General features: G+C 47.0%; 24 protein-coding genes and 1 CRISPR repeat array (1 of these 25 cut by a window edge). Of the genes, 10 read left to right on the top strand and 14 right to left on the bottom strand.

Features of this window, described 5'->3' with window-relative positions; all coding sequences use genetic code 11:
- From ACSU1N_RS07170 to ACSU1N_RS07140, 7 genes are read right to left on the bottom strand one after another with little or no spacing between them, the layout of a single operon-like run.
- Complete coding sequence (locus tag ACSU1N_RS07170) at nt 1-1,773, bottom strand: V-type ATP synthase subunit A (RefSeq protein ID WP_440059558.1); 1,773 nt, start codon at nt 1,771-1,773, stop codon at nt 1-3.
- Between the two features lies 1 nt (nt 1,774).
- A complete protein-coding gene (locus tag ACSU1N_RS07165) occupies nt 1,775-2,104 on the bottom strand; it encodes a V-type ATP synthase subunit F (protein WP_440059557.1) in 330 nt (109 codons plus the stop codon).
- Nucleotides 2,091-2,897: a hypothetical protein gene (locus ACSU1N_RS07160; RefSeq protein WP_440059556.1), complete on the bottom strand. Its 807-nt coding sequence runs from the start codon at nt 2,895-2,897 to the stop codon at nt 2,091-2,093. The genes ACSU1N_RS07165 and ACSU1N_RS07160 overlap by 14 nt, the downstream gene beginning before the upstream one ends.
- Nucleotides 2,894-3,484, bottom strand: coding sequence for a V-type ATP synthase subunit E (locus ACSU1N_RS07155; protein WP_440059555.1), 591 nt, complete (start codon nt 3,482-3,484; stop codon nt 2,894-2,896). The genes ACSU1N_RS07160 and ACSU1N_RS07155 overlap by 4 nt, the downstream gene beginning before the upstream one ends.
- Before the next feature lie 18 nt (nt 3,485-3,502).
- Complete coding sequence (locus ACSU1N_RS07150; RefSeq protein WP_440059554.1) at nt 3,503-3,994, bottom strand: ATPase; 492 nt, start codon at nt 3,992-3,994, stop codon at nt 3,503-3,505.
- A gap of 45 nt (nt 3,995-4,039) precedes the next feature.
- Nucleotides 4,040-6,016, bottom strand: coding sequence for a V-type ATP synthase subunit I (locus tag ACSU1N_RS07145; RefSeq protein ID WP_440059553.1), 1,977 nt, complete (start codon nt 6,014-6,016; stop codon nt 4,040-4,042).
- Nucleotides 6,017-6,019: 3 nt separating this feature from the next.
- The gene (locus ACSU1N_RS07140) at nt 6,020-6,325 is read right to left on the bottom strand and encodes a V-type ATPase subunit subunit G family protein (RefSeq protein ID WP_440059552.1); all 306 of its coding nucleotides are present in this window, start codon (nt 6,323-6,325) and stop codon (nt 6,020-6,022) included.
- Nucleotides 6,326-6,413: 88 nt separating this feature from the next.
- Between ACSU1N_RS07140 and ACSU1N_RS07135 the strand changes: the two genes are divergently transcribed.
- Nucleotides 6,414-6,848, top strand: a complete 435-nt coding sequence (locus tag ACSU1N_RS07135) for a metal-dependent hydrolase (protein WP_440059551.1) — start codon at nt 6,414-6,416, stop codon at nt 6,846-6,848.
- 23 nt (nt 6,849-6,871) lie between these two features.
- On the opposite strand, the gene ACSU1N_RS07130 is transcribed toward ACSU1N_RS07135, so the two are convergent.
- Nucleotides 6,872-8,569 (bottom strand): hypothetical protein, encoded by a 1,698-nt coding sequence (locus tag ACSU1N_RS07130; RefSeq protein WP_440059550.1) that lies wholly within the window; start codon nt 8,567-8,569, stop codon nt 6,872-6,874.
- Between the two features lie 109 nt (nt 8,570-8,678).
- On the opposite strand from ACSU1N_RS07130, the gene ACSU1N_RS07125 reads away from it, so the two are divergent.
- From ACSU1N_RS07125 to ACSU1N_RS07095, 7 genes are all read left to right on the top strand, one after another.
- Nucleotides 8,679-9,551 (top strand): ATPase, encoded by an 873-nt coding sequence (locus ACSU1N_RS07125; protein ID WP_440059549.1) that lies wholly within the window; start codon nt 8,679-8,681, stop codon nt 9,549-9,551.
- Between the two features lie 7 nt (nt 9,552-9,558).
- Complete coding sequence (locus tag ACSU1N_RS07120; RefSeq protein ID WP_440059548.1) at nt 9,559-10,497, top strand: translation initiation factor eIF-2B; 939 nt, start codon at nt 9,559-9,561, stop codon at nt 10,495-10,497.
- On the top strand, nt 10,498-11,493 hold the full coding sequence (locus ACSU1N_RS07115) for a ribose 1,5-bisphosphate isomerase (protein ID WP_440059547.1): 996 nt from the start codon (nt 10,498-10,500) through the stop codon (nt 11,491-11,493).
- Between the two features lies 1 nt (nt 11,494).
- Nucleotides 11,495-11,821 (top strand): hypothetical protein, encoded by a 327-nt coding sequence (locus ACSU1N_RS07110; protein WP_440059546.1) that lies wholly within the window; start codon nt 11,495-11,497, stop codon nt 11,819-11,821.
- A gap of 9 nt (nt 11,822-11,830) precedes the next feature.
- Nucleotides 11,831-12,199: a metal-sulfur cluster assembly factor gene (locus ACSU1N_RS07105; protein ID WP_440059545.1), complete on the top strand. Its 369-nt coding sequence runs from the start codon at nt 11,831-11,833 to the stop codon at nt 12,197-12,199.
- A gap of 59 nt (nt 12,200-12,258) precedes the next feature.
- Nucleotides 12,259-13,644 (top strand): serine--tRNA ligase, encoded by a 1,386-nt coding sequence (gene serS / locus ACSU1N_RS07100; protein ID WP_440060303.1) that lies wholly within the window; start codon nt 12,259-12,261, stop codon nt 13,642-13,644.
- A 75-nt stretch (nt 13,645-13,719) separates the two neighbouring features.
- A complete protein-coding gene (locus ACSU1N_RS07095; RefSeq protein WP_440059544.1) occupies nt 13,720-14,082 on the top strand; it encodes a hypothetical protein in 363 nt (120 codons plus the stop codon).
- Between the two features lie 198 nt (nt 14,083-14,280).
- Here ACSU1N_RS07095 and ACSU1N_RS07090 read toward each other — a convergent pair whose 3' ends face one another.
- The 4 genes from ACSU1N_RS07090 to ACSU1N_RS07075 form a co-directional block, all read right to left on the bottom strand.
- Nucleotides 14,281-15,162, bottom strand: a complete 882-nt coding sequence (locus ACSU1N_RS07090; protein ID WP_440059543.1) for a PfkB family carbohydrate kinase — start codon at nt 15,160-15,162, stop codon at nt 14,281-14,283.
- Nucleotides 15,134-15,385, bottom strand: a complete 252-nt coding sequence (locus tag ACSU1N_RS07085; RefSeq protein WP_440059542.1) for a hypothetical protein — start codon at nt 15,383-15,385, stop codon at nt 15,134-15,136. Before ACSU1N_RS07085 ends, ACSU1N_RS07090 begins: the two co-directional genes overlap by 29 nt.
- A 113-nt stretch (nt 15,386-15,498) precedes the next feature.
- Nucleotides 15,499-15,696 carry a hypothetical protein gene (locus ACSU1N_RS07080; RefSeq protein WP_440059541.1) on the bottom strand — a complete coding sequence of 66 codons (198 nt, stop codon included), beginning with the start codon at nt 15,694-15,696 and terminating at the stop codon, nt 15,499-15,501.
- An 8-nt stretch (nt 15,697-15,704) separates the two neighbouring features.
- Nucleotides 15,705-16,358 (bottom strand): MBL fold metallo-hydrolase, encoded by a 654-nt coding sequence (locus tag ACSU1N_RS07075; protein ID WP_440059540.1) that lies wholly within the window; start codon nt 16,356-16,358, stop codon nt 15,705-15,707.
- Between the two features lie 52 nt (nt 16,359-16,410).
- Here ACSU1N_RS07075 and ACSU1N_RS07070 point away from each other — a divergent pair, with 52 nt between their 5' ends.
- Both ACSU1N_RS07070 and ACSU1N_RS07065 read left to right on the top strand, forming a co-directional pair.
- Nucleotides 16,411-17,826, top strand: coding sequence for a glycosyltransferase (locus ACSU1N_RS07070; protein ID WP_440059539.1), 1,416 nt, complete (start codon nt 16,411-16,413; stop codon nt 17,824-17,826).
- 38 nt (nt 17,827-17,864) lie between these two features.
- Nucleotides 17,865-20,528 carry an ATP-dependent helicase gene (locus tag ACSU1N_RS07065; RefSeq protein WP_440059538.1) on the top strand — a complete coding sequence of 888 codons (2,664 nt, stop codon included), beginning with the start codon at nt 17,865-17,867 and terminating at the stop codon, nt 20,526-20,528.
- Here ACSU1N_RS07065 and ACSU1N_RS07060 read toward each other — a convergent pair.
- Nucleotides 20,498-21,247 (bottom strand): DUF2192 domain-containing protein, encoded by a 750-nt coding sequence (locus ACSU1N_RS07060; RefSeq protein WP_440060302.1) that lies wholly within the window; start codon nt 21,245-21,247, stop codon nt 20,498-20,500. The two genes, ACSU1N_RS07065 and ACSU1N_RS07060, sit on opposite strands and share 31 nt — an antisense overlap.
- Nucleotides 21,225-21,509 (bottom strand): hypothetical protein, encoded by a 285-nt coding sequence (locus ACSU1N_RS07055; RefSeq protein ID WP_440059537.1) that lies wholly within the window; start codon nt 21,507-21,509, stop codon nt 21,225-21,227. Before ACSU1N_RS07055 ends, ACSU1N_RS07060 begins: the two co-directional genes overlap by 23 nt.
- A 53-nt stretch (nt 21,510-21,562) precedes the next feature.
- Nucleotides 21,563-22,480: a CRISPR direct-repeat array (repeat unit 24 nt; unit sequence CTTTCAATTCTTTTCGATTGTTTC) (it continues 40 nt past the right edge of the window).

Here is a 22,480-nt window from a genome sequence, read left to right as displayed (position 1 = left end):
TCAACCCGCAAGCTTCCTCACTTCCTCCTCGAAAAGCTTTATAAACTCCGAGTACACTTTCTCCACCTCGCTAGGCGAATAGAGTTTCAGTTTGTATATTAAGTAGGGTGATTTAAGCTCTCTGATCTTGAATAATGGAATATTCTTCTTCAGCATGTTCAATGCCGTCTCGTGGAATCTCCATATAGCCTCCATTATCATAAAGCCTTTCTCGAGAGGCGAGAAAGCATCGTTAGGGTCGTAGGCGTACTGCTGGAGGAACCCTTCCCTAATCATCCTAGCTACATCTAGGACTAGCTTATCCTCCTCAGGGAGGGCTTCGGGGCCTACTAGCCTCACTATATCCATTAGCTCGGCCTCTCTCTGTAGTATCTTGAGGAACATATTCCTCATCTCGAGCCATCTGCCAGCAGACCTTTCATTCAGGAATTCTCTAACATAGTCAACATACAGGCTATAGCTTGTAAGCCAGTTTATAGCCGGGAAGTGCCTACGGGTTGCTAGGTCGTAGTCTAGGGCGTAGAATGCCTGGACATACCTGAGAGTATTCCTTACAACAGGCTCGCTGAAATCTCCGCCTGGGGGTGATACAGCCCCAAATATCGTTACGCTACCAATCCTCTCGGGCCTACCGAGGGGAATGACCCTGCCTGCTCTCTCGTAGAACTCGGCGAGCCTGCTCGCGAGGTAGGCTGGGAACCCCTCCTCGCCGGGCATCTCCTCCATCCTCCCGCTGATCTCTCTCATAGCCTCAGCCCACCTGCTAGTCGAGTCTGCGACAAGCAGTACGTCATACCCCATATCCCTGTAGTACTCGGCTAGGGTAGCGCCTAGCAAGACGCTTGTCTCTCTCGCTGCGACAGGCATATTGCTCGTATTCGCTATGAATATAGACCTCTCCATCATCGGCCTATTCCTCCTTACATCGTATAGCTCGATAAAGCTCTTGAGAGCATCAGCCATCTCGTTACCTCTCTCACCGCATCCAACGAATATCGCTATGTCTGCGAAAGACCATTTAGCAAGGGATTGCAACAGGACTGTCTTCCCTGTCCCAAACCCTCCTGGTACAGCAGCTTTACCTCCTTTAGCTATTGGGAACATTAGGTCTATTACCCTGATACCTGTTACAAGGGGCTCTCTCGGCTGGAGCTTCTCGCGGTATGGACGGGGTATTCTAACAGGCCATTTATGGTATAGTTTAACTTCGTACTTCCTATCCCCTGATTCGACGACTGCTACAACATCGTCAACTCTATACTCGCCGTCACCAGCCCTCCAAGAAAGCCTTCCTTTGACCCCGGGCGGTATCATAACCTTGTGTGTGACGATAGGTGTCTCCTGGACAAACCCTATTACATCGCCTGGTTCAACATCGTCGCCGACCTTCGTTTTAGGGTCTGCTGCGAAAACCCATTTAACATCTCTCCTCAGAGCGTTTACTCTCACACCCCTCTTAATGAAAATATCTCCAATAATCCTAGCTATCTCTACCTCGGGCCTCTGGAGGCCGTCGTATATAGAGCCTATTAGCCCGGGCCCTAGCTCGGCTGATAAGAGCTCCCCGGTTGCTTCAACTCTTTCACCAACAGATAGCCCTGTTGTCTCTTCATAGACCTGTATATACGTCTTACCGCCTCTAACGCTGATGACTTCTCCTATAAGGCCTTCGCTACCAACGTAGACGACCTCGTACATCATTGGTGAAGGTATGTCGACTGCTACTACCAGTGGGCCCGCGATCCTGTAAATCCTCCCGATCCTACTACTCAATTCAGACACCTATAACGTAACCTATTATACGGGAAACAAATTTTATGTAATAACCCTTAGGGTCTCCTGATATCGAGTGCTTATCGTCTGGTATCATGCTTACCACAGGCCCTAGACCTTTCTCGTTCAAGCCGAGAATATCTAACCCGGCTTCCCGGGCTATGGAGGCTTCGACTAATATAGCCGCTAGATCCCTCCGATTCTTTAGTTCCAGTATTTTCTGTAGCACTGTGTTTTTATCGACTACTATAACGTTTTGAAAGCCCAATAAACTATAGAATGGGGCTTTGTCTCTACTAGCTAGTATAATTACCTTCCTAACCTCCTGCAAGGGGGTTAAACCTCCTTGAAGCGATAACCCTTAGGAGCTTGGACTCGTAGTATCTGGTTACAAAAAAATGTGTTAGAATATTGAGGAGGCCCCCGCTGAAGTATAGGGCTGTCTTAGAAGCCTCGTACACAGCCCTAGCCTCTTCAACAAGGTATTTCACCGGGTCTCTCGCCCAGAGGCTGGCCGCCTTAGATATCTTCTCTATAGATGAGTATAGGTATATGCTGCCCGAGCCCCCTACACTCGACAAGGCTTCTCTAAACCCTGTATCAGGCCCGGGGTTTAAACCTAGTAGTTTAGAGGCTTCTACATACCTCGTGTAGACGCCGTAGAGGAGGGAGGCGACTATAGATAACGCGTTATCGTATGATTCCCCAGTCTCTTTCATAGCATTATAGGTTTCCCGGAAGAATTCTTCTACCACGTGTGTAATACCCCGCCATGCGGACCCGGTGCTATCGGACTGCCCAGAGGGTTCCAGGGTTAATTTAGCGGGCTGGCCCTCGATATCAAGCAGCTTCCTCAAGCTACGGGATACGTTAAGATAGGCACGTGGAAGATAGCTTTCGACGAAGCCGAATTCTCCCTCTAGAATACTCCTGAGCTCCCTATCCAGCTCTTCGCTACTAGGAGCATTCAATACCCTTATTAATTCAAGCCTTGCGTAGGGGCTTGACTCGAGTTTTAACGTCCCGGTATCCCTCTCTCCTGCTACTATACCGAGCAGGTCTTCGAGGAAGGGTGGTTTAGACAGCCTTAATACTATAATATAGGCAGCATCTATTCTCGTCATAAGCCTACTTCTCTCGACACTTCTTTCGCTACGAGGGCCAGGGCTCTAGATAGCCTAGTGTTGTAAGTATTGTCTACTACGAAAGTATTATCGCAGCAGGATATCCTCACACCTCCTAGAATATTCTCGTCGACTCGTATAGTGTAATTGACTACTCCCACGCTCCTCAATATTCTATCAGCCAGGTCTCTGTCCCCGGGGGATACATAGACTTCTATACTGCCCATTCCTCCAGCAACTCCCCTAACCTCTCTCAACGCTTCTTCGATAAGCTTCCTAAGAGATGCTTCGCGGGTCACGGGATCCATTTCCTTCAATATTCTAATAGCGTTTTCTTTAATCTGTTTCATGAGGTCGCTTTTCACACTTGTCATTATCATCCTAGCCCTACGCCTAGCCTCGCCAATCCTTTTCTCAGCCTGTATCTCGCTCCTAATTTTGTTCTTCTCAGCTTCAATAATCTTCCTCTTCGTCTCCTCAGCCTCTCTCAGGATCTCCTCTGCTCTCCTCAACGCGTCTTTAACAATATCTTCTGCTTCAGCCCTGGCTTTCTCCAACACCGTCTTCTTAAGCTCTTCAACACTCATTTGATACCCCTTTCCAAGCTACCAGCCCGCGATTATAAAGCCTAGTACTAGCCCGAATACCATTCCAAGTATTCCGAATAGCTCTTCGTAAGCTGCTAATATTATGCCTGTACCGAAGATGCCTCCTTTTGTTTTAATAAGCTGGGACGCTGTCTGACCGCAGACCCTCCCCTGCATCCATGCTGATACGAGCTCTGCGAAACCGACGAAAAGGCTTACACCGAATACAGCGCCTGCGATATTAGGAGGAAGCATTCCCCCGTGTTTAGCGAGCATACTAGGTAATAGCATGAAGTACATTATGAACATGTAGACGAATCCGTATACTAGCGTTTGGGTCATTGGCAGGAACGCTAGCACGAAAACCTTACCCCTCTGCCCAGGGTCTTCAGCAACTGCCGGTATGCCTGAAGAAGTTGCTTCGACTATCCCTATTGTCGTGCCGATGGATGCCATTCCTTCAGCTAGCCCAGGGCCTAAGAAGCCTAGTAGGGTTATCCAGTCACTCAATTCGCATACCCCCAGTTAGTAAAGTATTGAAGATATTTAAAACTATTACTCGCCCCCTATTCTCACAACAAAGCTCTTGGGCCCTACCGGGTTAATCCTTCTACCTCCTCCTTCGTAGAATTTCGACGATACCTCGTACATTATTAGTCTCAGGGAGTGCACAAACGGGCTTATCGATGAAAGCCCTAGATTAATCATGTGGAGGGTTATAGCTAGTAGGAACCCTATTACAAACCCTAGAATACTCAGGCTTACGGTAGAGGCTACAGCTCCTACTATCATAGAGTTCAATAGCTCGGCCATGATAGCTGAGCCTACAGCTATCCCGGCTATACGTACAAAAGACAATACATCAGCCATTACACCGAGGATGTCAAATATCCATAGTAATACGCCGAAAGGTCTGTCTAACACCGATTTTATAATACTATATGATATGAAAGAGCCTATCGATATCTTAACCCATACATCTCCCGGGGCAATCCTCTCCAGGCCTAGTATATCGATGTTGAAACCGAGTACTGTTTTAATAGCTGGTGGAGAAGATATCATTAACAGTATTATGATGGATTCGAATAATACCCCATTCCAGTTTCTAAGTTTGGCGTTCTTTGCAAGACCTATCCCATGCGAAAACGATACTACGAAGTACCCGACTCCTAGAGCTAATCCTATATAGCTTAATATAGCTACCCCGATATCCTCTGGTTGCCCAAGCCTAGGCGGTAGGCTGGGTAAGACTGGAGGGATAACACTTGATATGTAAACGCCTAGCAGAGAGCCGAAGAAGCTACCAGATAGGATCCCTGTTACTATCCCTGTTATACCAGCGTATGTAGCTATCTTCAATAGCTTATCGAGGGTCTCTCTGTTTTCGACGAAGTAGGGTAGTACTAGCCTAGATCCTATTATAAGGCCTAGCCCGTATCCGACGTCGGGGAACATGAGGGCGAAGAACGTTAGGTAGAGGTATGTTAGCAACGGAGTGGGGTCCCACTCGCTTGGTGAAGGATAACCCATGATCTCTGTGAATAGTTCGAAGGGTTTGAAAGGCTTGAGGTTATTGAATTCTACAGGAGGCTCCTGCGATTCTTCGGCTATGACACTCCCTTTAAACCTGCTAGCGATTCTTCTTACTTCGTCCAGCCTGGATCTGAGGGTCCAGCCTGCTATTACTGTGAGATATTTCGACTCGAGGGCTTCTCTTACAACACCTATCTTAGCCAGGAGCGTTTCAGACAAGACTTTTGCCAAACCGATCTCGTAGGACTTACTAAGTAGTAGTTCGCTAATTCTATCTCTGAGACCAGCCGCTCTAGCCTCTAGCTCCCCCCTTAACCTCCTAGCCTCAGCCAGTATCCTACCAGGATCGCCGGAGCGTATGGGTTCGAAGACTACTTCGAGACGGGAGACCTGGGATCTAATGTTTTCGAAAACACTCCTTTCAAATAGAAATATTGCTATCGTCTTCCCGGAGCCGGTATCTAGCTTGGCGAGAGCTCTCACTACGTACTGCTCTAGCTTCTCAACTTCTTCCCTACCCCCATACAGTGTTTTTATAACGAGGTACGGCCCCTCATAGTCTAGGACAAGGTCTCTCACACCGCTCGAGGATAGGGATTCGACTAGTTTCTCCACAGCCAGTGCTTTCTCTATACTATCCCCTACCCTCCCAAGCTCTATTTCGAGTGCTTGCACAGTCTTGTATACCTCTTCGAGTTCTACGAGTAGTTTCTTTAATGCTTCACTAGTATCCCAGGGTAGTTCTTTAATCTCTACTTCAACTGTTCTCGGTAGCCTCTTCGATAATTCGTCTACCAGCCTGCTTGTTCTCGTAGCCATGTCTACATCTGTTTTTATCTTCTCGAATTCTTTCGCAGCCTCCTGAAGGGGTATGGGTTCTACAAGGCTCTTCCTGACCAGCTCGTCTAGTAGGGAATCAGCTGCTTCAACAGGTACTATAATATACGTTTTAACCCCTACATCAGGCTTGTTCAAGAATAGCTTCGAAGCGTCTACCAAGGACTAGCCTACCTCGACTCCGGCTACTATAGAGGCTACACGACGTGCCCACTCGCTAATCTTACTAGAGTACCTCTTTCTAATGCTCTCAGCTTTCTCCTCAGCCTGTCTAATAACCTCGTTTATAGTCCTCTCGACTTCTTCCTCGAGTCTCTGCCTCTCGGCAGCGACTATAGTATCATACCCTGCGTTCCTAACTATCTCTTCAGCTTTCTTCCTAGCGTTCTCAATAATTTCCTCAGCCTTTCTTCTAGCCTCTTCAATAATCTTGAGAGCTTCTGCTTCAATACTAGATACGATCTCGCTCAATCAAGACACCGTTAAACAACCCAGACTCTTTAAAATAGGGTGAATCGTAATTAAATATTGCTTCCTGCGGAATCATAGAGTGCTCGTTATGAAGCGTTTTACCCATGTTTTCATAGGGGTTTCGATCGGCATGTTCATAAGCAGGATGGCGAACATCGACCCTTCTCTAACAATCATATTAGGAGGCGTAGGAGGATTATTCCCAGACCTAGACCTGAGGATGGGGCATAGGGTTTTATTACACAACCTCACAGCCGCCTTTATTGCTACAGTAGGGCTGGCTATCGCGGTCTCGAGAACAGGACTACAGCCGGTAGACGTGCTCATCTACTCTTCCTCATTCCTAGCAGGCTGGGTATCCCACCTCGCAACCGACACCCTTACGTTTAAAGGAGTAGCATGGTTCTACCCGTTTAATAAAAGAATGTATAGGCTTAAGCTTTTCAAGTCGGGCGAGAAAAGAGGTGAGCTACTCGGGATTCTAATAGGCCTATTCTTCATATTCCTAGCTGCTTTCTGGTAAAAAACCGTCTTGATGCGTAAGGTCTACTTCATCTTTACTCCTTTCAGTACAATATAGTAGAGGCTTAGTGCTATAGCTACCGTTGCTACGAGGCCGAATATAGCGTACTGCCTAGCCTGGTTAAGCATATTCTCCGCCTGGCTAACCCTGTTCTCGTAGTCTAACAGCTTGACCGTGAGGTTTGCTACAGTAGCATTACAGTTCCCTGCGTTGACCAATAGTATATTGACGGTTTCGTTCAGGCTCTTGACCTGGTCGTTTAAAACATTAATCCTGTTCGTCAGGTTATCTATAAGGTCTTGCATTTCGAAACCTGTTTCAACTAGTAGGGCTGGCGAAGGGTAGTAGAGGCTTGTGTAAGACCTTACAAGATCTTCGAAAACACTCTGCTTCACCACGTGAGCGGTGGCAAGAGTCTCGTTTACGCCAGCTGGCTTAACCAGTAGTATGAATCCTTCTCCGAACCCGAGCCTAGAATAGTCGTATACCTCGACTAATACCCTGCCACCGATATTCCTTACGGTGAAAGACCAGCCTTGGTCCCCTAGTGTTTTCAAAATATCTGTATCGCCGGTAGCATCGTAGACACCGGGGTTTAACTCTGGTAGCCCTATGCCAGCTCTAGGCGATACAGGCTTAAACGGGTTGTATATTACGATAGTACTGTTAACACCTAGGTAGAGCCTGAACGAGCTTACTATATCGCCGAGGTTTTTGAGAGCCATGTCCTCGAGCATTCTATACAGGGATTCGTTTACAAGAGGCTTCAGCCTCTCGAGGTCTTGGAAAACCGGGTAGTACATTATGTACACCCCGCCGCTCGTATACCAGGTTGCTTTAGTAGCCAGGTAGTTGTAGAGGTTGCATGAGAGGTTGAAAACCCATAGGAGTGCGTCGGGTGGGAGGGTTTTCAGGAATTCTATCGGGATAAGCTTGATTATTACAACAGGTTCTGTGAAACTACCGTAGAAGCTGTTAAGCCAGCCGCTGGATACTAGGGTTCCGGGGAACAATACCCTTACATGGGTTGTATTCACTGATATTATCTTAAACTTTAAATAGTATATCCCGGGAGATATGTTGAGACCGCTGGGAACCGATACTGCGAAACTAGGAGTATCAAGCGTATTATTATCGAAGTACTGGAGAACCCCGTAATTAGTAAGGTTGATCGAAAAGCCCTCGTTAGTCTTCAATAGTTGGAGAGACGTATTCAGTATACTCCAGTAAGTACTCCCGTTCACAGGGATATCAAATACCTCGGGCTGGATATAGTTCCCGCTGAGATTATAATAGGGGTTGATCGCCATACCAGTAGTATTAGGGTTCAATCCCGGTACTCCTATAAAAACCGTGAAATTACCCCTCCAAATAGTATTCACAAAGCTCTGGTTGACTAGCTCGACTAGGCTGGCATATCTGTTACCTGCGAAAGCGATCGTCTCATTAATTATATTCACGCTTATGTTAATCGACGGGTCGATTATCCTCATTAGATCGAGTAAATAGCTATAGGGAGGCTCCGGCTCGACCTTTATGATCTCGGTATTGTTGCCTACGAGGCTTGAATTCATTATCACCGCAGGATCTGCGCTCGGAGCGTAGATCATAATAAACTTCATAGACTGGACGAATTTCTGGCTGTTCACAGGCAGAGGCGTTATTGCGAACGGTATTACAACGAGTAGGGTTAACAATGCGATTATGACAAGCCTGTTCATCGTCAACACCGTTAATCCTAGTTTAGACAGGCTTGAAATTATAAATTCTTAACGCTCGCAAAGATAGGTCTTTAAACGTGCTCGCGAGACTTTGATCTAATGATGCGGGATGAGGATACTAGTCTCAGGCTTGCTAGCATACGAATCAGGTAAGACAACTCTTGTTAAAGGACTATTCGAGGAATTCTTAGAGAGAGGGTTGAAGCCTGGTTATTTCAAACCGGTAGCAGGGCATAACGGGTGGTATCAGCCGGATACTATCGAGAATACTGTGACTACCAGGTTGTTGATCGGCCACGATGCGTATATAGTGGCTGAGATAGCTGGTCTGCTAGATAAACTCCCTTTCGTAAACCCAGTCGACATACTGACGTTACCAATAGACCCTTATGCCGAGGGGTATTCGTTCAGGTCCTACATAGACGATATGTCGTCGAGTATTAAGACTACTGTCCTAGCACGTTTCACTAGTTTGACTAGTGCAGGCATCTCGCACACGTATCTCGTTATAGGAGAGAATATCAGGCGTCTCCCGCCTGTTGCTAGAGGGATATTTGAAACCGTGTACAACGTTGTGAGGGGGAGCGGGGTATTTGTAGAAACTAGTGTGAGATACCTCGAGGAATTATTAGATAACCCGCTTACCTACTTACAGATCGACTCATTCCTAAACTTCTTCAAAGACTATAGGGTGCTATTGGTGGAAGGATATAATGATGTAGCGGCTCCGACACCCGGCTCCTGTAGATCCGATTTCGCGATAGTTGTAGCGCCTACGAGGGCTGCTTTATACAATGGGGATAAGTACTGTAGGGCTGTGGAAGTGCTCTCTCCTCTCAAGCCGTGGAGTGTTAGGACGGTTAGCGTTGCCGAGATAGTGGGTAGGCCTATCAGAATATTTGAAATCCCGCTTGTAAACGATTCAGCTGAATTTAAAAAAAGCGTTAGCAATATAGTTGATTTAATACTGAGAGGTGGATGAGCCGTAGATGAGCGAGCTTGCTAGACACGGGTTCTCCCATAGGCCGACTGGGAGCGAGCTTATCCTGGATCTGCTAAACGAATCGTATAAGATCGCTTCGGCTGGAGACTGTGGGAAACTGGTTAGGTTTCTCAAGGAGAAGTACACGCAGTACAGTAGGGAGAGGCCTGGTAGCGCTGGTTTATTTAACGCGACCAGGCTTATTCTGACAAGCCTAAGAGAAAAGGGTTGTACGGGCGTGAGAGAAGAGATCGAATGGCTGAAGGAGAAGTACGATAGAGACCTATGGAGTGCTAGCGAAGTAATGGCTAGGAGGGTGGTCGACGGGGACGTTCTAATGACCAATAGTAATAGTATCGCCGTTAGGAGGCTTTTTGAAACCCTTGTAAGGAACAAGGTCAGGTTCAGCGTTTACGTCCTGGAATCCAGGCCTGGAATGGAGGGGCTTGTACTAGCCGATTTCCTCGATAAGCTAGGAGTTGAAACATACCTTGTTGTCGATTCTGCGGCAAGGTTCTTTATGAAGAACGTGGATAAAGTTGTCAGCGGGGCTGAAGCCGTTGCAGTAAACGGAGCTGTGATCAGCAAGGTTGGGACAAGCCTTATGGCGCTAGCAGCTAGCGAGGCAAGGGTCAGGTTCTTCGTAATAGCCCCTACCCTCAAGATCAGCCTAGAGACTATCTACGGCGAGCTGGTCAGGCTTCCTGAAGGAGACTGGAGGTTGCTAATGGATGAAGAGACGAAGAAGGGCCTCCCCGAGAAATACGCTGCTAGAGTCCCTATATACGATGTAACCCCGCCTAATATGATAGACGGTATCGCTACAGAACTCGGCCTATACCCCCCGCAGTCCATACCTATACTCGTTAAATCTATTTACGGTAAATACCCTCCGCAAGTCCCCTCGATAGAGAGCCTGTTCTCGGAACTCGAGAAGGGTGGTTAGATGGAGGCTTTCCCCCGGGAGGTAGTCGAGATAGCTGAAGGAATAAGATCTATGAAGATTAGGGGCGCGGGAAAGATCGCTAGGTCTGCTGCCGAAGCGTTAAAGATCGCTGCCGAGAAATACAGTGGTGGAAGAGACGTAAACGTATTCAGGAAATATATGGCTAGGGCCGCAGACTACCTTTTATCTACGAGGCCTACGGCTGTAAGCCTGCCTAACGCAGTCATGTACGTTATGCAAGCAGTGTTCCAGCCAGCCGACGACATAGAGGTTCTTAGAAACAGTATTATCTCGACAGCCAACAGGTTTATTAACGAGAGCCTTGAAGCCGTCAAGAGGATTGCTGAGTTCGGGAGTAAGAGGATTAAGGAGAATTCTGTCATCCTTACACATTGCCATAGTACTGCAGCCGTCTCAGTAATCACGGAGGCGTATAGGCAGGGCAAGGTGGTTAAAGTATACAGTACGGAGACGAGACCGTTCTACCAGGGTAGGATAACTACGAGACAGCTCCTAGAGAACGGGGTCCCAGTCGTCCAGATACCGGATAGCGCGGTAAGGTATATAATGCATGAGATAGACCATGTGGTTATAGGCGCTGATACGATCACTAGCAACGGGGCTGTCGTAAACAAGATTGGTACAAGCCAGGTAGCGCTTGCAGCACACGAAGCTAGAGTCAGGGTTTTTGTTGCTGCAGAGACTTACAAGTTCTCTCCTATGACAGTCATAGGCGAGCTCGTCCCAATAGAATACAGGGATCCTACAGAAGTAGTCCCTGCCGACTGGCTCGAGGCACATAAGAACGTGAAGGTATTAAACCCCTCATTCGATGTCACGCCTCCAGAGTATATTGATGCTATAATAACAGAGGTCGGTGTTATACCGCCTCAGGCAGCGATAATGATTCTCACAGATAGGCTTGGCTGGGCGATAGATAAGATTAAACAGAGCGGGTTGACTAAACTTAGATTCGAGGACCTGGTGGAGGAGTAGTTTGGAGCAGGATGTTAGCAGGCTTAAAAACGAGATTACGAGGCTTATAGACGAGAGCAGGGATGTAGAGGTTAAAATGGCTTTCTACAGTGATACCAGGGTTCAATCGATCCTAGAGAGGCTAAACGCTGAGTGGGAGAGGAATGGTTACAAAGGTATACCTTTGGACTACGCAACCCTAGACGAGTTGAAACAATTGTATGAGCTAGCAAAATACTATTCGACACATCCTGTGAGAGTATACAGCGATTTCATAAGGAGGGCTTACGGACTCCCCGAGACTAAGATCAAGAGAAAGAGCTGGTGGAGGAGGCTCTTCGGGCTTTAGGTGGTTTAATTGAGTAATGTAGAAGAGTTGAAGAAAAAGATTATAGAGATCCTCGAGACGATAGCAGACCCTGAGATAGGCATAGACGTCTATAACCTGGGTATGATCTACGGTATCGATATAGAAGGTAATACTGTTAAAATCAAGATGACTCTTACAACACCCTTCTGTCCGCTTGCAAGCATGATCCCGTTAATGATAGAAGAAGAGATAAAGAAGAATCTCAACATGGATGTCGCTATAGAAATAGTCTATGACCCTCCCTGGAATCCTACTATGATGACTGAGAAAGGCAGGAGAATGTTTATAGAGAGATTCGGTTACGATATCGTCGAAGAATACCGGAGGCAGCAGGAGAGCGAGAGATTCGAGTACTAGCTTCGAAATATTTTTTATACCTAGTACCCCCTTCTGTAAAGAGTGTTAGGGTGATTTCCCTGAGCTGGAGTATTCTCAAGCTTCTCAGAGAAAATCCTGATGAGTTAAAGAAACATGTCAGGAAAAGGTTTATGGACGAGTCTATTGTAGACGAGGCTGTTAGGGCGGATCTAGAGTGGAGAAGGATTTTGTCAGAGATACAGGAGCTTAGGCATAAGCATAATGTTATAAGCAGAGAGGTAGCGAACCTCCAGGGTGCTGAGAGAGAAGCTAAATTGAGGGAGGCTAAAGAACTGCTATCGATAATAGAAGAATACGAGAAGAAGCTTGAAGAAGCCGAGGCTAAGCGTGAAGAGATCCTGTTGAAGCTACCGAATATAGTCCACGATAGCGTGCCGATCGGCCCGGACGATTCGTATAACGTGCCGATAAGATTCTACGGGAAGCCAAAGGTGTGGGTAGGGTACTTGGAGCAGTTCAGGCAGCAGACGGAGAAGTATGGTTTTCACGTTGAGTACGAGCTTATAGACTGGAAGCCTGTAGGACACGCAGATATGCTTGAGAAAGTACTTGGGCTAGGCGATACTGTTAAAGCCGGCGAGGTAGCTGGGAGCAGGTTCTACTACCTATTCGACGATATAGTCTTCCTAGATATAGCTTTACTATCCTACGCGATCGACTACCTGACCTCGAAAGGGTATACCCTTGTACTACCCCCATACATGTTGAGATTCAAGTATATCCAGGGCGTGATAGACTACGCGACTTTCAAAGACGCTATATACAAGATAGAGGGCGAAGACCTTTACCTAATAGCTACAGCCGAGCACAGCCTGGCTGCTCTACACGCTGGCGAGGAGATCCCGGAGGAGAATCTCCCCCTCAAATACGTTGGCGTAAGCCCTTGCTTCAGGAAGGAGGCTGGGGCTGGGAGCAGGGATTTGAAAGGGATTTTCAGAGTCCACCAGTTCCACAAGGTCGAGCAATTCGTATTTGCTAAACCGGAAGAAAGCTGGGATTTGATGGAGGAGCTTATAGGGAATGCTGAAGAACTATTCAGAGGGCTGGAAATACCGTACAGAGTCGTAAATATTGCTAGCGGCGACCTCGGGGCTCCTGCTGCTAAGAAATACGATCTAGAGGCTTGGATGCCTGCCCAGGGATTGTTCCGCGAGATGGTTAGCTGTAGTAATGTGACAGACTGGCAGGCGTACAGGCTTAAGATAAGGCTTGTCAGGAGGAAGGGGATGGTTAAAGAGTATGTACACACCCTTAACTCGACGGCTATAGCTAGCACTAGGACGATTACTTCTATATTAGAGAACTTCCAGGAGCCAGACGGGGTCGTAGTCATCCCGAAGGTTCTCAGGAAGTATTTAGAACCATTCAGTAAAGCGCCTAAGGACGCTATACACCCTGTCAAGAAAGAGAAGGTTAAGCCCTAGAACTAGGTTTTCCCCCGCAAGGGTCTCTTGTTTAAAAGCGATCCCTCCGCTAGATAGAGTATCAGGTGCCTTCAATTGGAAGAGCCGGATATTAGGGTAGAACTATACATTGTACTAGGCTTCGACGAGGAAAGCGATAAAGCATTGAAGATAGCGTGGGATGTAGCTGAGAAAATGCTGGAGAAAGGCATCTGGGTCGTCATCACCCCTGTCCACGAATGGCTCGCCGACCCTCTCCTAAACGAGTACTCGGACTACCCTAAGATCTACATTAACGGGAGGCTAATGTTCATCGGTAGAGCGCCTTCAGAAGACGAGCTCGTGAAAGCGATCGAAGACAGGCTTGGTATTAAGACAAAGTTTGCTAGAGAAGAAGGGGTCGTAGAAGGGTTGAAGGGTCAGGAAGGGTTTCGTGAAGTAGTATTCGTAATCACCTGAGCGTAAAATTATATAAGGGTTGTAAACAAAAATAGATTTTGCAGAGCGGGCACCACCCAGAGCGTTTCAAGGGTTTCCAGTAGTATAACCATATACAGGTTTAGCAATTAAAAACAATTGAAAGATATTTACGACGATCCAGTACACGAGTGTTATTAGAAGGGTGCGGAGGAAGGTTTTGGGATATACGTTACCTCGCTAATTTATCAGGGTGGTAGCCCGCGATGAAGCGTTAACAGGCTTCTTGAAAAGCCATTCATCGGTTTTATCCAGTGCTCTAGCAACTGCTTCCTCGGGCTCAACCCCGTTAGCCAGGTAGATTACAGTAGCCGAGAGTAGATAGTCTCCTGCCCCCGTCTTATCCACTACCTTAGGCCTTATACCGCTCAGCTGTATAAAGCGTCCTGGTTTAACAATGTACGATGCCCTATACCCTTCTGTTACCACTATTAGACCCCTCCTGATAGCCTTTGATAATTTTACAAGTGCTTCATCAATATTCTCTGCTCTAGCCACGTATAATGCTTCGCTAGCATCCATGTGTATTATATCGAAGTAGTCGATCACCTGGTTTATCGGCCACGGTGCCTCGTATTCTAGGACGCCTTTCCTCCTCGCTCTAACAAACCCTTGTATATCGCCTGCTAGGATAAGCGACCCCGCCCTTATCGTTTTTAATAGGCTTGGAGGTATCTCGCCTAGCACCGGGTTTACTACTGAGACGCATAGCCCTGTGTGGACATCCCTTGGCGTGAGGGCGGGAGAGACTTCTAGTACCTCCATAATCCTCGACTCCCCAGAGTATTCTATCCTAAATACCGTAGGGTGAGTAGAGTAATCGCTATTCGATTTATACCTGGATAACCCGGATGCTTCGAAAAGCCAGTAGGGGCCTAGTGAGTAGACTTCTACCGGTAAACCCTCCTCGAGAATTGGTAGGCTAGAATAGTATACTCCTCCCCCAACCCTGGTTGCAACACTCCCGTTCCCGATTATATAGTCTAATGTTATATTGCCGTAGATGCAAAACCTGTGTTTCAATACCTCAGCCCTACTGCTTTGCTTTCGGCCTGAAAGCACTCCTGGCGTGATAATCTCTTAAATGGTATATTAGGTCTTCAACCCTGTAGAAGAAGATTACCTCGCCCTTCCCTCCTCCACGGGCGTTAATACACGTCTCGTAAGCGTTAACACAGATCGGGCATGCTATCATACCGGTAATCCTATCTCTACACGTCCAGAAGACTATACCGTTAGATTCTACTTTGAACTTCTCCCACCTAGGCTCCCACGTATAGCTCATCCAACACCACGACCGCTACGTCTTCACACTCTTATCCTTCCTAGGGATAGTCTGAAAAAAGATTGTATCTATTATAGTCTCAGCCGGTTGATCCTTCTTCACCAGTCCGCGGCCTAAAGTTCTTCATCACGATCCTTCAACCATCTATAGTAGTCTCTTACTATATTCCAGGTTATTAACACCTCGTTTATCTTCTTCTCAGCTTCGTAAAACCTCTTCGAAAACGTTTTCGATATAAACTCGGCGGCAAGCCTCCTAATCTCTTCGATCTCCTTCCCAACCGACTCGTAGTGCCTTAACTCCCTGCTCATATAGCCCACTATGGTGGGGCTGGTAGGATCACTTTATTCCTGTAGTCTTCGAGTTTGAAAGAGTTAGAGCCTAGCCTGGTTATCTCGTAGCCTTTCACAAGCTTTAGGAATTCGTCTACAGGGGCTAACGGTAGATTACAGCCTTTAATCCAGTAGTGTATTGGCATGATATTAACAGGCTTCGTCTTCTCAACGATCTCCCATGCTTCCCTAGCATCTATTGTAAACGTCCCTCCAACAGGGGGGATTAGGAGGTCTATGCCTTTCAAGCTATCTAGCACATCCTCTCCAGGCACGTGCCCTAGGTCTCCGAGATGCGCTATTCTCGCTCCTTCTGCTTCGATCAAATATATGTAATTCCTACCCCTCCTCCTCCCCTGTTGCTTATCGTGGAATGTCTGGAACCCTTTTACAACAACATTATCCAGCTTCGACTCCCCCGCGAACTCGATTAATACCCTGCTCTTATCTTTTTTCACGACTTCTACCGCGTTGTGGTCGAAATGGGTATGGGTGACGAGTACCAGGTCTCCTTTTACGCTAGGAGGCTTCAATCCGAGGCTAGCCCCGTCGTGAGGGTCTATGACAATCGTGTACCCGTTTGACAACGTGATAGAAACGCATGCGTGGCCGTGCCAGGTTACTACAACCAAGACAGGCACCTAACTCTCTAAATACTCCCAGGGATCTAATATATTTAACCGGTGCTGTTTATTGAATGCTCTAGAAGCGATCGGGGTTCTCGGGGTAATCCTGTTCTTCATACCCCAGTCCCTATTCCTATTGTTATACGCTGTGTTATCATTCTATTCTAGTAGGTATAGGGAGAAGGATGCTAGAGAGGGGTATAGCGGTGAACTAGTTTCTGTAATAATACCCGTCCGGAGGGAGCCAGCCGAGTATATTGAGAGAGCTCTCGAAAACCTCTCTAAGCTCGCTGAAAGCGTTAACCTCGAGGTTATAATAGTATCAGACGACCCAGGAGACTACCTACCAGTGCTTAGGAGTATTATTGGGAAATGGTCTAGCAGGCTCAGGGTCTACTATATCTGGAGGGCTGAGCCAAAAGGTTTTAGAAGCGGGGCGTTGAACACCGGCTTGTTCGCTGCAGCCGGCGACTACATCTACGTTCTAGACGTAGACTCGTCTCCCGACCCCTGTCTCTTCACTAAGGGTGTTGGACTCCTTAAATCAGATGAAAAACTCTTCGCCGTAGTCGGTAGGTGGGCTGGGAGGAATACTGACACCAGGCTCAGCAAAGCTATATCCCTGAACATGGAGTTCGTAGTCAACGTGCTTTTCAAAGCAAGGTCTGTGCTAGGTCTCAATATACCGCCGCTCGGGACAGGGACGATCTTCAAAGCAAGAGTGCTCAGAGAAGAGTTAAGGGGCTGGGACGAGGATAGGATACAGGACGATATGGACATAGGGGCTAGGGCTTTCGCGAAAGGGTACAGGGTAGAGTATATTGACTCGTGCCGTGTGTATGTTGAAGTACCTAGGAGGTATTCATCTCTCAAAACCCAGCAGGAGCGTTGGGCTTACGGGGCAACAGATGTAGCAGTATCAAGAGCCAGCCTAATATTGAGAGGCGCCGGCAGGTGGATTAACAAGGCTGAGACAATCTTCTTCCTATCCCAGTACGTAATAGTCCTATTATACTGGATAGGGTTTTTAGTAACCGGCTCAATAAGCCTGTTTCTACGCCGGGACCTAGCCCTAGAGTACTACCCGCTCACTATCCTATGGCTTCTATCCCAGGCGTTATTCAGCTACTCTGAGCAAAGGTGTCTGGAGGGGCCTATGTGGGATAAGGCTGTGAACATGGGTAGGATAGCTGCTGTAACAGTATCCCTCTCCCCTTCCATCAGCAAGGGGGTTATCAGGGCATTGCTGAGGATTAGGATGGAGTATAAGAGGACGCCTAAAGGGGTTTACGAAAAGTATTCCAGAGCAGGCACTGTACCGGGAGAGCTAATCCTTCTGGCGGTACTATCGACTCTCCTGTTCATGTTTTTGTATTATAAGATGATAGTGCTGTCTATTATTACATGTATGAATATTGCCGGCCTAGTATATACGTTAATAAGGTGGGGTTGCGATATAGTACCGTGTAGTCAGACTGCTTAAATCTCATGCGTATCTAATGGGATATTGGGTTACCCGGGATGGTTTTGAAATATGCTGAAGACAACGTGGGCGATGAAGAAGTATTTAGTTTGCTACAGCCTTTTGTATCCTCCTGGTTTAGGAAGAAGTACAAGGCTTTTACAACACCCCAGAGGATGGCTATCCCGCTTGTAAAGAAAGGGTTTAACGTACTCATTTCTTCACCGACAGGTACCGGTAAGACGCTTGCTGTATTCCTCGGCTTGATCGACAACTTGTACTCAGAGTACTTAAAGACTGGTAGCCTACCCGAGGGAGTTTCGATAGTATACGTAAGCCCTCTAAGGGCTTTGAATAACGATATGAAGAGGAATCTCTACGATCCTATAGAAGGGATTGTTAGAGAAGCTAGGGAGATGGGTATTGAACTACCCGAGATCAAAGTAGCTGTTAGAACAAGCGATACCAAGCCTAGCGATAAGCAGAAGATGCTACGGGACCCGCCTCACATACTTATCACGACACCTGAGAGCCTGGCTCTAGCACTTAACGCTCCCAAGTTCAGTGAGAAGCTTAGGAATGTTAGGACTATTATAGTAGACGAGATACACGAGCTCGCTTCGAGTAAGAGAGGTAGCCACCTAAGCCTTAGCATAGAGAGGCTCGAGAACCTGGCTGGCAGAGAGCTCCAGAGGATTGGTTTAAGCGCTACTATAGCCCCGTTAGAAGACGTAGCGTTATTCCTCGTAGGCTATAGAGACAGCGGCGAGCCGAGAGACTGCTACATCGTAGACGCGAGGTTTGCGAAACCTATCGACATAAGGGTTGTAACGCCTGTGAAAGACTTGATCCATACGCCTGCCGAAGTAGTTAACGAAGCAATATACAAAACCCTTGTATCAATGATCAAGAGGCATAAGACCACACTTGTATTTACTAATACGAGGAGTGCTACAGAGAGGGTTGTATACAAGCTTAGGAAGATAATGGAGAGCGAGAAGATAGTTGACGTAGACGAGATCGAAGCCCACCACAGTAGTTTGAGCAGGGATGTGAGGCTCGAGATAGAGGAGAAGCTGAAGAACGGGCAGCTTAAATGCGTTGTCAGCTCAACCTCCCTAGAGCTGGGTATCGACATCGGATACATAGACCTTGTAGCCTTGTTGAGCAGCCCCAAGAGCGTTACACGCCTACTCCAGAGGGTTGGCAGGGCCGGGCACCATATTAGAGAGGTTAGTAAAGGCAGGATTATAGTCGTAGACAGAGACGACCTAGTCGAGTGCACTGTGCTAGCTAGGGCGGCTCTAGACAGGAGGATAGATAGGATAAGGATCCCCCGGAACCCGCTCGACGTTCTAGCCCAGCATATCGTTGGTATGGCGTTAGAGAAGAAGTGGAGTATCGAGGAAGCGTACAGGCTGGTTAAAAGGTCTTATAGCTTCCACGACCTGCCTTTCGAGGATTTCATAAGCGTCGTCAAATACCTTGCGGGCCAGCTCGGGGATTTCTACGAGCATAACAGAGTATACGCTAAGATATGGTTCGACGAGAAAGAAGGGGTTTTCGGGAAGAAGAAGTCTACTAGGATGATATACTACCTGAATCTCGGCGTTATACCAGACGAGAGTAAAGCACATGTTTTCACTACCGAGGGGAAGTACGTAGGGGATTTAGAGGAGGCCTTCGTAGAATACCTTTCGCCAGGCGATTTATTCGTGCTGGGAGGGAGGGTGTACGAGTATATTGGTAGCAGGGGTTTGAAAGTAATCGTGAGAAGAGCTGAAGGTGCGAGGCCGACTGTACCCAGCTGGTTTAGCGAAATGCTCCCTCTAGCATTCGATTCCGCGCTCGAAGTAGGAAGGTTTAGGAGGCTTGTCCACGAGAAGCTTAAGACTGAGGGCTTCGAGGATACTGTGAGGTTCGTAATGGAGGAGTACAGGCTTGACAGGGATGCTGCAAAGTCGATAGTATCCTATATATGGGAGCAGTCTGCTTACACAGGCGGGCTTGTACCGAGCGATAAGCTAATCCTGATCGAGGTATTCGACGAGGAGGATAGGAGGAATATTATTGTCCACAGCCTATTCGGTAGGAGGGCTAACGACGCTCTCTCTAGGGCTTACGCTTACATGGTTTCCAAACACCTCGGGGTGAATGTTAAGATAACTGTTACAGACAACGGCTTCATGCTAACTGTGCCAGGACACCCATACCTAGACTGGGTTGGGGTTTTCAAATCTATCAATCCTAGCGAGCTATACAATATCCTCGTCAAAGTACTGAGGAGGACCGAGCTCTTGAAGAGGAGGTTCAGGCATGTTGCTACACGTTCTTTCATGTTATTGAAGAGGTATAGGGATGTCGAGAGGAGTGTACAGAAGCTTCAGGTTAACGCTGAGGAACTATTGAACGCTGTCGAAGAAATCGAAAACTTCCCGGTGCTGAAAGAGGCTTACAGGGAGATACTCGAAGACTATATGCATATCGATGAAGCTGCGAAGATACTGGAATGGGTTAGGAACGGGGATGTCGAGGTGAGGTTGTTCGGCCCGGTCGACGTGCCAAGCCCCTTCGCCCACTCTATCGTAGTACACGGCTACAGCGATGTAGTGTTAATGGAGGATATGAGGAGGATGCTCGCCGCTCTATACGATAGGGTTGTCGAGAAATTGAAGGAGCAAGGCCTACTGGCTCAGCTAGGGCTCGCTGGAGAATCCTCCTGACCGCTCTCTAAGTTGAGTATCTCTGCTAGCTTCTCCCGGGGAACACCGTACACGTTTTCAGCTATTATAGCAATATACTTGTCGCTCGGGGTAGACTTCGGGAACCCTAGTCTTATAGCCATAGCCCTTTTGAAAGCTTCTTTGAAAGCCTTATTCCTCACCTCACCCCTCCTAATACCTTCTGCTATCCTGAGCGCTATGAAGAACCTAATGTAGTTCCTAACAGTCTTCTCTTCATCTTTCAAAGCTTCATACAGCGTCTTGAATATTCTGGCGACCTCCTCCTCTTGGGCAAACCCTAAGACGTATTTGACGAGGGGTATCCTCAGCATTCTAGCAATAGTATTACTGTCTACGACGTTAGACGGTGAAACGCTTTTCAGTATCTGCCTCCCTTTCTCATATTCTCCGGCTATAAACGATGAAAGTGCTTCCTCAAGGGCTTCCTCGATGTAGAAGAGTTTCTTAAACACCTCGGGGTAGTCTTTGTCGAGGCTGAGCCCGTATTTCCCTATAACGTAGACTGTCGCCAACTCCTTATCGAATATATCGGGGGGTATGGACTTACCCATTATAGGCTTTAAGCCATGCCTCTCATACTCCTTCCTAAGCATTTCGACAGCGTCATTCCTAGATATATTCTCGATATTGTGGATAAACTTGCTTAGAAGGTACACAGCTATCTTAATCCTCTCTTTATGAGGGCTCTTCTCCAACACCACCCACCCTACGAAGCTCCCTCTGAAGGCTCCTCTTCAAGCTAAGGTCGAGGCCTTTCATACCGGAGTATACTCTTATATCCCTCCTACCAGGGTAGTAGATCAGCTTAACCCTAGGCCCACGTGACAGCCTGATAATAATGTATATTTTCGACTTTTTAACCTCAACCTTCTCAAGCTCAGCCCAGCCAATCCTCTTTCTTAAAACAAGCAGAGCAAACCTGATAATACCCTCTAAAACACCCCGCTCCAAAACAACCACTCGCACACTCCTAACCAATTCTTTTCTAACCACCTACCCCCTTTTCATTATATCTTTCAATTCTCTTCGATTGTTTCCAGGTTTTTCAGCTGGAGATACGCCGAGATCGCTCAACGGGAGCTTTCAATTCTTTTCGATTGTTTCATTAGTAGACTCTTTGAGTTTTTGGATCGTCTTATAGGCTTCCATACTTTCAATTCTCTTCGATTGTTTCAGCAACTGCTCGATAATATATGTATCAATTACCTCACGGTCTACCTTTCAATTCTTTTCGATTGTTTCTTGTTTCCTAGCAGGAAAGGAAAGAAGGAGGGGTAGGAGAAGACTTTCAATTCTTTTCGATTGTTTCTTTGCCTAATGGCGGAAAATTTTTATCACGCTAAAAAAAACTTTCAATTCTTTTCGATTGTTTCGGGTAATAAGCTTTTCGCTTGCTTGGTAATACGTGGATGGTACTTTCAATTCTTTTCGATTGTTTCAGAAGCCCTCCTCGCATAACTTCTTGAAAGTCTCTTCGATCAGCTTTCAATTCTTTTCGATTGTTTCCTATCTCTCAACATTGTTAAGCAAATTATATCTGCTAAGACTTTCAATTCTTTTCGATTGTTTCGGAGGGCTTCTTCAGCGAGGAGAAAGCCGAGGAGAAGAAAGCTTTCAATTCTTTTCGATTGTTTCTCCCTCAGGAACCTGGCTGGCTTCGAGCTATCAGGGAGGAATATTACTTTCAATTCTTTTCGATTGTTTCCTTCAACGGGCAAATGGTATGACAAGTCGGGCTTCAACAATCACTTTCAATTCTTTTCGATTGTTTCCCTGTTTGGTCCCGCATTCAACTACAAGTTCTTACGTGATTATATCTTTCAATTCTTTTCGATTGTTTCCGTAATTCACTGTGAATGGTATCGGTTCTATTCACTGTGAACTTTCAATTCTTTTCGATTGTTTCCGTAATTCACTGTGAATGGTATCGG

Origin of the sequence: Thermogladius sp. 4427co (assembly GCF_051933805.1) — an archaeon.
In the GTDB taxonomy this organism is placed as follows: Archaea; Thermoproteota; Thermoprotei_A; order Sulfolobales; family Desulfurococcaceae; genus Thermogladius.
This window is presented reverse-complemented; position numbering and strand designations above follow the sequence as displayed.

Coding starts and splice junctions, on each gene's coding strand:
- ACSU1N_RS07080 (WP_440059541.1), bottom strand. CDS start 15,696: ATGAGCAGGGAGTTAAGGCACTACGAGTCGGTTGGGAAGGAGATCGAA.
- ACSU1N_RS07115 (WP_440059547.1), top strand. CDS start 10,498: ATGGAGGCTTTCCCCCGGGAGGTAGTCGAGATAGCTGAAGGAATAAGA.
- ACSU1N_RS07125 (WP_440059549.1), top strand. CDS start 8,679: ATGAGGATACTAGTCTCAGGCTTGCTAGCATACGAATCAGGTAAGACA.
- ACSU1N_RS07135 (WP_440059551.1), top strand. CDS start 6,414: ATGAAGCGTTTTACCCATGTTTTCATAGGGGTTTCGATCGGCATGTTC.
- ACSU1N_RS07160 (WP_440059556.1), bottom strand. CDS start 2,897: ATGACGAGAATAGATGCTGCCTATATTATAGTATTAAGGCTGTCTAAA.
- ACSU1N_RS07065 (WP_440059538.1), top strand. CDS start 17,865: ATGGTTTTGAAATATGCTGAAGACAACGTGGGCGATGAAGAAGTATTT.
- ACSU1N_RS07130 (WP_440059550.1), bottom strand. CDS start 8,569: ATGAACAGGCTTGTCATAATCGCATTGTTAACCCTACTCGTTGTAATA.
- ACSU1N_RS07120 (WP_440059548.1), top strand. CDS start 9,559: ATGAGCGAGCTTGCTAGACACGGGTTCTCCCATAGGCCGACTGGGAGC.
- ACSU1N_RS07085 (WP_440059542.1), bottom strand. CDS start 15,385: ATGAGCTATACGTGGGAGCCTAGGTGGGAGAAGTTCAAAGTAGAATCT.
- ACSU1N_RS07155 (WP_440059555.1), bottom strand. CDS start 3,484: ATGAGTGTTGAAGAGCTTAAGAAGACGGTGTTGGAGAAAGCCAGGGCT.